Below are 11,641 nucleotides of genomic sequence, written 5' to 3' on the forward strand. Positions count from 1 at the left end.
CGTCCAGTCGAGTTTTTGTTCCGCCGTGGTCGAGCGCCCGGCCGCCCGGCTTGGCCAAATAGACTGCATCGGACGTGGCTTCCGATCAACCGGCAATGGAGGCGGGAATGGGCATCGAACATCCGAAATACAAGGTGGCGGTGGTGCAGGCGGCGCCGGCGTGGCTCGACCTCGACGCCTCGGTCGACAAGTCGATCGCGCTGATCAGGGAGGCCGCGGAGAAGGGCGCCAAGCTGATCGCGTTTCCCGAGGCCTTCATCCCCGGTTACCCCTGGCATATCTGGATGGACTCGCCGGCCTGGGCGATCGGTCGCGGCTTCGTGCAGCGCTATTTCGACAATTCACTGTCCTATGACAGCCCGCAGGCCGAAAAGCTGTGCGAGGCCGTGCGCAAGGCAAGGCTCACCGCCGTGATCGGCCTGTCCGAACGCGACGGCGGCAGCCTCTATCTGGCGCAATGGCTGATTGGGCCCGACGGCGAGACCATCGCAACGCGTCGCAAGCTGCGGCCGACCCATGCCGAGCGCACCGTCTATGGCGAGGGCGACGGCAGCGACCTCGCCGTGCATGCCAGAGCCGACATCGGCCGTCTCGGCGCGCTGTGCTGCTGGGAGCATCTCCAGCCGCTGTCGAAATACGCGATGTACGCCCAGAACGAGCAGGTGCACGTCGCGGCCTGGCCGAGCTTCTCGCTCTACGATCCCTTCGCGCCGGCCCTCGGCGCCGAGGTCAACAATGCGGCTTCGCGCGTCTACGCGGTGGAAGGCTCCTGCTTTGTGCTGGCGCCTTGCGCGACGGTGTCGCAAGGAATGATCGACGAACTGTGCGACCGGCCCGACAAGCATGCTCTGCTGCATGCCGGCGGCGGCTTTGCCGCGATCTACGGCCCCGACGGCAGCCAGATCGGCGAGAAGCTGGCGCCGGACCAGGAGGGCCTCCTGATTGCCGAGATCGACCTCGGCGCCATCGGAATCGCCAAGAACGCGGCCGATCCCGCCGGACACTATTCGCGGCCCGACGTGACGCGGCTCCTGCTCAACAACAAGCCGTACAAGCGGGTCGAGCAGTTTGCGCTGCCGGTTGACACCGTCGAGCCCAAGGACCTCGCCGCGGCGGCAAGCTGATCGTCGGCGTCGAGGGGAGGACACGATCATGGAATCCGCAATTCCTGCGCATCTCGAGACCCAGCGCACGCGCCACAAGCGCGTGCCGGACGACTACCAGCCGCCATATCCTTCGTTCGTGGCGCGCTACAAGCCTGCCGTCGGCTGCGTCGTGATGGCCTATTTCGGCGTGCAATATCGCGGTGTGGCACCGGCGGCGACGGACGCGTTGGAAGAAATCGTAGGGCTCTTCGCTGCGGAGGACGGTCCGTCACATTGGGACCGCGCGCATTATGTCGATCGGTCTGGTCATGAGAACGTTGTCTCGGTGGCCTATTGGGACGATGTCGCGCGCTTCGATGCCTGGTTCGCACCCGCGCGCGAGGCCTGGACCGGACGACAGCGAGACGGCATCGGCACCTTCATCGAGGTGCTGCGACCCGCTGTGGCGCGGCACGAGACGCTGTTCTCCTCGCCTGACCGGCCCGAAGGGGTTGCCGTAATCGCCGGCGGCATGAGCGGCGAGGTGCAGGAGCACGCCTATTGGGGCGGCATGCGCGACCGCATCCCGCTGTCCCAAACCGACGCGATGACCCCCGGCGGCGCACCGGAGCTGATCCCCGATGGCGCGCGGCTGCGCGTCGTGGCGCACGACAATCTCTGCCTGATCCGCTCCGGGCAGGACTGGAGCGATACCGAGACGTCCGAGCGCAAGCTCTATCTCGACGACGTCGAGCCGGTGCTGCGCGAGGGCATGGATTTCCTGCGCGACGACGGCCTCGGCATCGGCTGCTACGCCAACCGCTACATGCGCGTGCTCGCAGCTGACGGCAGCGTCAGCGAAAAGTCCTATGGCCAGAGCTGGTGGAAGAGCCTCGCTGCGCTCGAACGCTGGGCGGAGTCGCATCCGACCCACGTCAAGATCTTCGGTGCGGCGATGAAATATCTGTCGACGCTCGGGCCGTCAGCCAAGCTGCGGCTCTATCACGAGGTCACCGTGGCGGCTGCCGACGAACAGTTCTTCGAATATCTGAACTGCCATCCGAAGACGGGCATGCTGGCAGCGGTGGAGACTGTCGGCCTGACAGGCTAGGTCATGCAATGACCGAGCAGTTCGGGATGCGCGGCGCAGATGCGATGCGCGCCGGCCTCCTTTAGCTCGGCCTCGCTGCCATAGCCGTAGAGCACGCCGATGGCGGTCATGCCGTTGGTGCGGGCGCCGACCACATCATGGCTGCGATCGCCGATCATGATGGCGTGCTGCGGATCGACCCTGGCCTCGCCGAGCGCGTAGCGGAGCAGGTCGCGCTTGTCGACGCGCGTGCCGTCGAGCTCGGAGCCGAACACGCGCTCGAAATACGGCTTCAGGCTGAAATGATCGACGATGCGCGTGGCATAGACGGCGGGCTTGCTGGTTGCCACGAACATGCGCTGACGTGTCGCTGCGAGCGTCGACAATGTGTCCGTAATTCCGCTGTAAGCCTCGTTCTCGAACAGGCCGATGTCACTGAAGCGCTCGCGATAGAGCAGGAGCGCGCGGTCAGCGAGTTCATCGGTCCCGGTGAGCTTCTTGAGGCTGGCATGCAGCGGAGGGCCGATGCACCAGGTCAGTTCGTCCTCGCTCGGCACCGCAACGTCGAGCCGTTCCAGCGCGTACTGGATCGAGCGGGTGATCCCGGGCTTTGGGTTGGTCAGCGTGCCGTCGAGATCAAAAAAGATTGTCACCATCGGAGCGGGACCTGCGTTGATACTGCCGCTCGTTGCTAGTTGGCTGGGGTTCCAAGTCAAGGTCCGATTTGTCCGATAGCGTCAATGCCATGCGAATAGCTCGGATTATTGCTGTCCTGTGCCAGGCCCTCGTGCTGTCGCCGGCGCTGGCGGACGAGGCGCCTGCGCCCGTCGTGCCTCCGAATGCCGAGGAACCCGCGAAGCCGGCGGAGAAACCGAAGGACGCCCGCGAAAGCGACACGCGGGAGTCGCTCTGCCTGATCATCGAGGCGGCGGCGCGCGAGGCCAATCTGCCGCTGGAGTTTTTCGCCCGCGTGATCTGGCAGGAGAGCCGCTTCCAGTCCGATGCGATCGGACCGGTGACCCGCAACGGCGAACGCGCGCAGGGCATCGCACAGTTCATGCCGGGCACCGCCGGCGAGCGCGGTCTGCTCGATCCCTTCAATCCGGTGCAGGCGCTGCCCAAATCGGCCGAATTCCTCAACGAGCTGCGCAATCAGTTCGGCAATCTCGGCCTCGCGGCGGCCGCCTACAATGCCGGCCCGCGGCGGGTGCAGGAATGGCTCGCGGGCACCGGTTTAATGCCGGAGCAGACCCGCAACTACGTTCTCGCCATTACGGGTGCGACCGTGGAGACATGGGCCAAGACCGGCGCGACCGGGAAGGGCCCACCGAGCGCGCCGCCGACGAGCTGCCGCGATCTGATGGCGTTGCTCAAGCGTGCGCCGAATCCGTTCGTCGCCGAGCTTGAGCAGCATGTCGAGCTTGCTGCCGCAAAGGTCTGGGGCGTGCAGCTTGCCGCCGGCTTCGACCGCAACAGGGCGCTGGCGATGTACTCCCGCGCGGTCACCCGGCTGAGCACCGTGATCGGTGATCGCGATCCGAGCCTGCTGAGCTCGGTGATGCGCAGCCGCGGTACGCGCGCGTTCTATCAGGTGCGCATCGGTGCCGACACGCGCGCCGAGGCGGATGATCTGTGCAATCGCATCCGCAAGGCGGGCGGTGCGTGCTTTGTGCTGAAGAACCGCGGTGTGAGCGGGTAGGCCCCTCGTCATTCCGGGGCGCGCCTCTTGGCGCGAGCCCGGAATCCATCGGGCCGCAGAGATCGTGGTGAAATGGATTCCGGGCTCGCGACTTCGTCGCGCCCCGGAATGACGTCGGTGGGTGCCGCGCGCCACGTGCGCATGCCAGCCCCGCCGCGGGCTTCCTTGACGCGCGGCGCCGCATTGCCCGTTATGAGGCACGATTCCTCAGCTCGACCAAACCTCCCGTGGCGCTTCCTCCGCTCGATTCACCTCAATGGCAAAGCCCCTGGCGCGCCTTTGCGTGGGGGCTACGCTCGATCACGCAGACGATCCTCACCATCGTGCTGTTCGTGACCTATCTGGGCATCGGCGCGCTCGCCCACGACACCCATTTCAGCCTGCTCTGGGCGCTCGCCTCGACGTTGTTCGTCTGGGCCGGTCCTGCGCAGATTATCCTGATCACCACGCTCGGCTCGGGTGCCACCATCATCCAGTCGGCGATCGCGGTCACCGTCAGCGCCATCCGCCTGTTTCCGATGGTGGTCTCGGTGCTGCCCTTGATGCGCACGCCGACGACGAAACGGCGCGAGCTGATCTTCGCCGCGCATCTGACAGCGGTGACGCTGTGGGTCGAATGCCACCGCTTCCTGCCGCTTGTGCCGCGCGAGCGGCGCATTGCCTTCGTCCACGGGCTCGGCTGCGGCCTGGTCTCGGTGTGCCTCACCGCCAACACGGTTGGCTATTTCCTCGCCGCCAACCTGACGCAGACGCTTGGCGCGGCGATCCTGCTGCTGACGCCGCTGTCCTTCCTGTTCTCGACCGCACGCAACAGCCGCGAGGTCGCCGATGTCGTCGCATTGACGCTCGGAATCTTGCTCTATCCGCTAGCCGCGAAAATGAACTCGGGCCTCGATATCCTCTTTAGCGGCGTCGTCGCTGGCACGATCGCCTATGGCGTGCATTGGTGGCGGGAGGTGCGTGCATGAGCTTTGCGCAGCTCATCGGCGACTGGCACGCGCTGGCCGTGCTGTTCGTCGCCGGCGTCGTTCCCAATCAGATATGGCGCATGCTGGGCCTGTGGTTCGGCGGCGGCATCGACGAGGGCTCCGAGCTGCTGGTCTGGGTGCGGGCGGTCGCGACCGCGATCCTGGCCGGTGTCATCGCCCAGATCGTGGTCGAGCCGCCAGGGGCGCTTGCCAGCGTGCCGGATATCTTGCGCTATGGCGCGGTGGGGGCCGGGCTCGTCGTCTTCCTGCTGACCCGCCGCTCGATCTTCGCGGGCGTGGTCACGGGCGAACTCTTCATGCTGGCCGGCAAGTGGTGGTTGGGCTAAAACCGCCGGCGAACAGCAAGGAACAGGAAATATGGTTCGCGAACAGGAGCTCCGCGAGGGCGAGGTCGCCATCGAGCTGCCGCCCGCAGAGGATGCCGGCCTCGTCTTCATCGGCCGCATCCGCACCCCCTGGACGTCGCGGCTGGAGACGCCGCGGCAGGGGCGTCACGACGGCCCGGTGTGCCGCCTCGAGATCTTCGAGCCGTTCGTGCCGGCCATCAAGGGCGTCGATTTCTACAGCAACCTCGAAGTGCTCTACTGGCTCGACAAGTCACGCCGCGACATCATCCTGCAGAGCCCGAAGAACAACGAGAAGACGCGGGGCACGTTTTCGCTACGCTCACCGGTCCGGCCCAATCCGATCGGCACCTCGATCGTGAAGCTGGTCGGCATCGAGGGCAATGCGATCCTGGTGCGCGGGCTCGATTGCCTCGACAACACGCCGCTGATCGACATCAAGCCGGACCGTTGCGAGTTCACGCCACTGGCGGCGCCGCAGAAGGGCGATTTCGAGACGGAGTGAAGTCTCTCCTCCGTCATTGCGAGGAGCCCTTGCGACGAAGCAATCCAGACCGTCTCCGCGGAAGCAGTCTGGATTGCTTCGCTTCGCTCGCAATGACGAGCGGAGAGATCTACCCCGCCTTCAACGCCGCCATCAGCTTGGCCGCGTGCTGTTCCAGCACCTTGGCGTCTTCCTTGCGGCTCGCGGGCGGCAGCATGGCGACGCCGTCGTGGCGCGGCATCACGTGCATGTGGAGATGAAACACCACCTGTCCACCGGCGGGCTCGTTGAACTGCTGCACGGTGATGCCGTCGGCTTCGAACGCCTTCATCGCGGCCGCCGCGATCTTGTGCGCGCCGCGGGCGACATGGGCGAAGTTGTCCGGCTTGATGTCGAGGATGTTGCGGGCAGGGGTCTTCGGGATCACCAGCGTATGGCCTGGCACGCGCGGCATGATGTCGAGAAAGGCGAAGACGTGCTCGTCCTCGTACACCTTGTAGCAGGGCAGCTCGCCGCGCAGGATCTTTGCGAAGATGTTGTTGGTGTCGTAGGCGGTCATGATAGCTCCTCGGCGGCTCCTCGAGATTTTGCGCTTACTGTCACCAGCCACGGCAAACCGTCAAGGCGCCTCGTCGGCACCTTTGCGGAACGGGCCGAGCTCGGCGAGCTCGCGTCCGGCTTCCGCAACATAGGCGCGCTCGCGCTTGAGGTAATCGTCGATGGCGCGCCGCAGGCCCGGATCGGCGATGAAATGGGCGGAATAGGTCGTCTTCGGCAGATAGCCGCGTGCGATCTTGTGCTCGCCCTGCGCGCCGGCCTCGACGTGCCGAAGGCCGTGCTTGATGGCGAAATCGATCGCCTGATAGTAGCAGACCTCGAAATGCAGGAATGGATGATGCTCGACCGCGCCCCAGTTGCGGCCGAACAGCGTGTCCGAGCCGATGAAGTTGATCGCGCCCGCGATCCAGCGATTGTTGCGGCGGGCCATCACCAGCAGCACGTCCTCGCTCATGGTCTCGCTGATCAGCGAGAAGAACTCGCGCGTCAGATATGGCCGGCCCCATTTGCGCGAACCAGTCTCCATGTAGAATTCGAAGAACGCATCCCAGGCGTCCTCGGTGATGTCTTTGCCCCTGAGCCAGTGGATGGTGATGCCGGCGGCGAGCGCATCGCGTCGCTCGCGCTTGATCGACTTGCGGTGGCGCGAGTTCAGCGTCGCCAGAAAGTCATCGAAGCTGGCAAAGCCATCATTGTGCCAGTGGAACTGCTGGTCGGTGCGCTGGAGGAAGCCGTGTCTGGCGAGCAGCTTCCATTCGGCCTCGCGGGCGAAGGTGACATGCACCGAGGAGGCCTTGCTGACCCCGCACAGCGCCACCAGCCCGCTCGCCAGGGCCTCGGTGATCCGCCCGCGGTCGACACCGTCGCGGACCAGCAGACGCGGTCCTGTGGCCGGGGTGAACGGAACCGAGACCTGGAGCTTCGGATAGTAGCGCCCGCCGGCACGCTCATAGGCGTCCGCCCAGCCGCGGTCGAAGACATATTCGCCCTGCGAGTGCGACTTGAGATAGCAGGGCACGACGCCCGCGACGCGGCCGTCGAGCTTGGCCACGAGATGCCGCGGTCCCCAGCCGGTGCGGATGTTTGCTGAACCCGATTTCTCGGCGGCGGAGAGAAATGCGTGTGAGACGAACGGGTTATAGGCCGACTTTAAGAGACCGGCGGAATCGCCTGGAAGGGCGGATGAGGTTCCCGTGCCATTCCCATTGCAAGCTTTGCCGGGATTGGCGCAGGCGTCCCAATCCTCCGGTGCCACTTCGCCAATCGAAGGTACGGCCTCGAGCGTGATTTCGGATGATGCCATCGTGCCCAAGATCGTGCATTGCAGCAGCGACTTCAAGGGTGGGGAACGCCTCTCTCGTGCTCCGGACGCAGCGCAGCGCTCCTTCAGCGGGGCGCTGCAGAGCCGGGGCCCAGGTGGCAGCGAGTTCGAAGAGGAGATGGGTCCCGGCTCTGCGCCGCAACGCTGGAGCGTTGCAGCTTGTCCGGGACAAGAGCGCGTTCGCATGCCGTACCCTACGGCACGAACCCCTCAAAGATCATCTGATCGGCATGCTGCCCGACCCGCGTCCGCTGCTCCGGCGTGCGCACGGTCCAGCCGAGCAGGGCACAGCCGAAGACGTTGCGGGCAATCCAGGGGGCGGGGGCCGGCAGGTGGTCGACTTTGAACGCCACGAAGTGGGGCTGGGTCTGGAAGCCGTGGCGCAGGTACACCATGCAGTCGCGCTGCGCCTGCGTCAGCTTGGCCCAGTACTCGTCCTCATAGGTCCGCTGCGCGACGATGCCGCGCGGGCGGGAGGGCAGCAGCTCGCGCAGCGCCAGCACCTGGTCGGGATCGAAGGACATGCCGACGGCGGGACCGTCATAGGACGCCAGCACCTCGGCCATTCGCCTCACCAGCTTGCGGTCGCCGCCAAAATGGCTCTTCACCTCGATCACCAGCGGTACCCGGCCGGCGACCAGAGCGCAGAGGTCGCCGAGCGACATCATCCGCTCCGGCGTGTCCTTGAACTTGACGGCTTTCAGCTCGGCGGCGGTCTTTTCGATCACCTCTCCGGTGGCCTCGGTGAGGCGGCCGAGCGCATGGTCGTGATGCACCATGGCCTCGCCATCGGCGGAGAGCTGGACATCGACCTCGATCGAAAAATTGCCTGCGATCGCGGCCTGGACCGCGCCCGGCATGTTTTCCACGATGCCGCGCGAAATGTCATGCAGGCCGCGATGGGCGACCGGCCGGGCCGTCAGCCAATCCGGAGCGCGCATTTGGGTCAGGCGACCTCGAACACGCCGTCGACCTCGACCGCCGCGTCGGCGGGCAGCGAGGCGACCCCGACGGTGGTGCGGGCATGGCGGCCCTTGTCACCGAAGGCTGCGACCATCAGGTCGGAGGCACCGTTCAGCACCTTGGGCCCGTCCAGGAAGTCGGGCGCCGAGTTGATGAAACCGCCGAGGCGGACCACGCGCACGACCTTGTCGAGGTCGCCGAGCGCGGCCTTGACCTGGGCCAGCAGGTTCACCGCGCAGCCGCGGGCGGCCGCAGCGCCGTCTTCGATCGAGACACCGGCACCCAGCTTGCCCTTGGCGATCAGCTTGCCGGCGGGATCGAAGCAGACCTGGCCGGAGACGAACAGCAAATTGCCGGTGCGCACGAACGGCACATAGTTGGCGACGGGAGTGGGGGCTTCATGCAGCTTGATGCCTTGTTCCGCCAGTTTCTGCTCGACTGTGCCAGCCATGTTCGACCTCATTGTCCAAGAATTCATCTGCCCCGACGCCTCTGGAGGCCGGCGGCCCTGTTTCGCTCATCGTGCCGCCACATGCAAGCAACCGAAGGGGACTGCATTTTGTTGAGGCAGGGGAGGAGGTTCAACGCGGGAGCCGCAACTTTACGTGAAACGGCCTCAGTTGCGACGCAATGGATCGGTCATTAAAATGTCGAATCTGCGCTTCCCCAAGGACGCATCCTCAAGGAACAGACATGGTGCACCTTTTCCGGACTTCGCTCGGTGTGATGGCGCTCGCGGCGGCCACCGTCGGCCTTGGGGACGGGGCGCAGGCTGCCAACGGTCCGTTCCTCGCTCACCAAGCGCTTTATGACCTCAGCCTCATGAAATCGCGCTCCAACTCGGTCAACAGTGCCCGCGGCCGCATCCTCTACAATTTCACGGGGAATGCCTGCGAGGGCTATACCTCGGAATTCCGCCAGGTCTCCGAGCTCGACAGCGGCGAGGGCAAGATCACGCTCAGCGACCTCCGCTCCAATTCCTGGGAGGACGCCGCCGGCAAGAGCTACCGCTTCAACATCGAGACGCGCATGAACGAGGCGGATGCCGGCCGCGTCGACGGCTCGGCCGAGCGCGACGGCGACCACATCAACGTCAAGCTGAAGCTGCCGGCGCCGAAGACATTTACCCTCGACGGCAAGATCGTATTCCCGACTGAGCAGATCCAGCGCATCATCGCTGCGGCCAACGAAGGCAAGTCGCTGCTCGAGCTCTCCGTCTATGACGGCTCCGACGACGGCCAGAAGGTCTACAACACGCTGACCGTGATCGGCCAGCCGATCCCCGCCGACCGCGCCGCCTCGCCGGATCCGTCGACCTCCGACGAGCACATGAAATCGCTCAAGCGCTGGCCCGTCACCGTCAGTTACTTCGACCGCGAGGCCCAGCAGAAGGAGGGCGAGCAGACGCCGGTCTATGCGATGGCGTTCGAGCTCTACGAGAACGGCGTCTCCCGCCAGCTCGTGCTCGATTACAACGATTTCGTGATCTCCGGCGCGATGGGCAAGTTCGACGTGAAGGACAGCAAGCCCTGTAATTGAGGGGACTGCGCTCTCTCTTCCGTCATTGCGAGCCACCGGGTCCGCGCGCAGCGCGGCCCGATGACAGGCTCCGCGAAGCAATCCAGAATCTCTCCGCGGAGAGATTCTGGATTGCTTCGTCGCAAGAGCTCCTCGCAATGACGGGCTAGCCCTCAACACCGTCTCCCGCTACGCTCCTCCGAACCACAAACATCGGGGAGCCAGCCATGCCCAAGCTCGACCATCTCCGTCCCAGCGGCCTGCATCACAATCCCGCCTATTCCCACGTCGTCACCGCTACCGGCGCGCGCACCATCTACATCTCCGGCCAGGTGTCGGTGGACGAGGAGGGGCGGATCGTCGGCGAGGGCGATATTGCCGCGCAGACGACGCAGGTGATGCAGAATCTCGGCCACGCGCTGAAAGCGGCGGGGGCGAGCTACGCCAACATCGTCAAGATCACGACCTTCGTCGTGAACTACAAGCCGGAGCTGCGCCCCATCATCGGCAAAGCCCGGTCCGTCTTCTTCGAAGGCATGGAGCCACCGGCCTCGACGCTCGTCGGCGTCTCCGCGCTGGCCGCGCCGGAGTGGCTGATCGAGATCGAGGCGGTGGCGGTCGCGGATTGAGGTCTTTCTTGTAGATCCTATGGGTGACGGGTGGTCAGGGGTAAGTTGAGTTTGCGACCACCAACTCACCCAGAGGATCAATCATGCGCACTGATCATACTGACGCACCCGTCGGATGGGAGTATGTCACGGTTTACGTTGTTTTCGAACTGAGCAAGGCGAAGTGGCAGCTTGGGGTCGTGCTGCCTGGCGCCGAGAAGATGAGCCGTTACCGGATCGATGGTGGCGACTTGGCGGCGCTGTCGGGACTGCTTTCGCGGGTTCGGGCGAAGGCGGAGCAAGGGGGCAAGCCGGTTCGCATACTGTCCTGTTACAAGGCCGGGCTCGACGGTCATTGGCTGCATCGCTGGCTCACGGCCGGCGGGATCGTCAACTACGAGGTCGATGCCTCGAGCATCGAGGTGAACCGGCGGGCGCGGCGCGCCAAGACCGACCGGATCGATCTGGCGCAGCTGATGCGTTCGTTCCTGGCCTATCTGCGCGGCGAGCCGAGGGTCTGCAGCATGGTGCGGGTCCCCACGCCTGAAGATGAGGATCGCAAGCGGCGGACGCGCGAGCGCGAGCGCTTGCTGACGGAGCGCACCGGTCACAGCAACCGGATCAAGGGGCTGCTGCACGGCCAGGGCATCCGCGACGCCGCGCCTTTGCAGCCGGACTTCCTGTCGGGTCTCGACAAGATGCAACCGGCGACGGGCGCGCTCTGCCGCCGCACTTGAAGGACGAGATCCGCCGCGAGCATGAGCGGCTCCTGTTGGTGCACGAGCAGATCAAGGCGCTGGAAGCGGCGAATGCAGCCGCCCATCGCGCACCGGCAACCGGATCGGTGGAGGCGAAAGCCGTTCAGCTTGCCCAGCTCAGGGCCATCGGCCCGCAGCTCGCCCAAGTGCTGACCAACGAGGTGTTCTATCGTGACCTCAAGAACCGCCGTCAGGTCGGCAGTTGCGTCGGACTGACCGACATG

At 65.4% G+C, this 11,641-nt stretch carries 14 protein-coding genes and 1 pseudogene; 10 read left to right on the forward strand and 5 right to left on the reverse strand.

What is annotated here, in order from left to right; all coding sequences use genetic code 11:
* Positions 1-107 precede the first annotated feature (107 nt).
* The gene (locus tag CWO91_RS31055; RefSeq protein ID WP_130219111.1) at positions 108-1,124 is read left to right on the forward strand and encodes a carbon-nitrogen hydrolase family protein; all 1,017 of its coding nucleotides are present in this window, start codon (positions 108-110) and stop codon (positions 1,122-1,124) included.
* Positions 1,125-1,152: 28 nt separating this feature from the next.
* Positions 1,153-2,196, forward strand: a complete 1,044-nt coding sequence (locus CWO91_RS31060; RefSeq protein WP_130219113.1) for a phenylacetaldoxime dehydratase family protein — start codon at positions 1,153-1,155, stop codon at positions 2,194-2,196.
* Here the strand turns inward: CWO91_RS31060 and CWO91_RS31065 are convergent.
* Entirely contained in the window at positions 2,193-2,831 is a 639-nt protein-coding gene (locus CWO91_RS31065) for an HAD family hydrolase (protein WP_130219115.1), read from the reverse strand. The two genes, CWO91_RS31060 and CWO91_RS31065, sit on opposite strands and share 4 nt — an antisense overlap.
* An 89-nt stretch (positions 2,832-2,920) precedes the next feature.
* Here CWO91_RS31065 and CWO91_RS31070 point away from each other — a divergent pair, with 89 nt between their 5' ends.
* From CWO91_RS31070 to tsaA, 4 genes are all read left to right on the forward strand, one after another.
* On the forward strand, positions 2,921-3,874 hold the full coding sequence (locus tag CWO91_RS31070) for a lytic transglycosylase domain-containing protein (RefSeq protein ID WP_130219117.1): 954 nt from the start codon (positions 2,921-2,923) through the stop codon (positions 3,872-3,874).
* 227 nt (positions 3,875-4,101) lie between these two features.
* Positions 4,102-4,842 (forward strand): AzlC family ABC transporter permease, encoded by a 741-nt coding sequence (locus tag CWO91_RS31075; RefSeq protein ID WP_130219118.1) that lies wholly within the window; start codon positions 4,102-4,104, stop codon positions 4,840-4,842.
* A complete protein-coding gene (locus tag CWO91_RS31080; protein ID WP_130219120.1) occupies positions 4,839-5,189 on the forward strand; it encodes an AzlD domain-containing protein in 351 nt (116 codons plus the stop codon). The genes CWO91_RS31075 and CWO91_RS31080 overlap by 4 nt, the downstream gene beginning before the upstream one ends.
* Before the next feature lie 31 nt (positions 5,190-5,220).
* Positions 5,221-5,712 carry a tRNA (N6-threonylcarbamoyladenosine(37)-N6)-methyltransferase TrmO gene (gene tsaA / locus CWO91_RS31085; protein ID WP_091889533.1) on the forward strand — a complete coding sequence of 164 codons (492 nt, stop codon included), beginning with the start codon at positions 5,221-5,223 and terminating at the stop codon, positions 5,710-5,712.
* 109 nt (positions 5,713-5,821) lie between these two features.
* Here the strand turns inward: tsaA and CWO91_RS31090 are convergent, their stop codons facing one another.
* The 4 genes from CWO91_RS31090 to CWO91_RS31105 all read right to left on the reverse strand — a co-directional run bounded on the left by CWO91_RS31090 (position 5,822) and on the right by CWO91_RS31105 (position 8,984).
* Complete coding sequence (locus tag CWO91_RS31090; RefSeq protein WP_130219122.1) at positions 5,822-6,250, reverse strand: HIT family protein; 429 nt, start codon at positions 6,248-6,250, stop codon at positions 5,822-5,824.
* Between the two features lie 60 nt (positions 6,251-6,310).
* Positions 6,311-7,552 carry a GNAT family N-acetyltransferase gene (locus CWO91_RS31095; protein WP_130219124.1) on the reverse strand — a complete coding sequence of 414 codons (1,242 nt, stop codon included), beginning with the start codon at positions 7,550-7,552 and terminating at the stop codon, positions 6,311-6,313.
* 212 nt (positions 7,553-7,764) lie between these two features.
* Positions 7,765-8,511: a glycerophosphodiester phosphodiesterase gene (locus CWO91_RS31100; RefSeq protein ID WP_130219126.1), complete on the reverse strand. Its 747-nt coding sequence runs from the start codon at positions 8,509-8,511 to the stop codon at positions 7,765-7,767.
* 5 nt (positions 8,512-8,516) lie between these two features.
* On the reverse strand, positions 8,517-8,984 hold the full coding sequence (locus CWO91_RS31105; protein WP_018321130.1) for a RidA family protein: 468 nt from the start codon (positions 8,982-8,984) through the stop codon (positions 8,517-8,519).
* Between the two features lie 242 nt (positions 8,985-9,226).
* Between CWO91_RS31105 and CWO91_RS31110 the strand changes: the two genes are divergently transcribed.
* The 4 genes and pseudogenes from CWO91_RS31110 to CWO91_RS31125 all read left to right on the forward strand — a co-directional run.
* Positions 9,227-10,072: a cell envelope integrity EipB family protein gene (locus CWO91_RS31110; RefSeq protein WP_130219128.1), complete on the forward strand. Its 846-nt coding sequence runs from the start codon at positions 9,227-9,229 to the stop codon at positions 10,070-10,072.
* Between the two features lie 206 nt (positions 10,073-10,278).
* A complete protein-coding gene (locus CWO91_RS31115) occupies positions 10,279-10,680 on the forward strand; it encodes a RidA family protein (protein ID WP_091899125.1) in 402 nt (133 codons plus the stop codon).
* A gap of 83 nt (positions 10,681-10,763) precedes the next feature.
* The gene (locus tag CWO91_RS31120; RefSeq protein WP_130219130.1) at positions 10,764-11,396 is read left to right on the forward strand and encodes a transposase; all 633 of its coding nucleotides are present in this window, start codon (positions 10,764-10,766) and stop codon (positions 11,394-11,396) included.
* A pseudogene (locus tag CWO91_RS31125) lies at positions 11,393-11,641 on the forward strand (IS110 family transposase); the annotation flags it as partial. The gene CWO91_RS31120 and the pseudogene CWO91_RS31125, both read left to right, overlap by 4 nt.

This window comes from Bradyrhizobium genosp. SA-3 (assembly GCF_004212635.1).
In the GTDB taxonomy this organism is placed as follows: domain Bacteria; phylum Pseudomonadota; class Alphaproteobacteria; order Rhizobiales; family Xanthobacteraceae; genus Bradyrhizobium.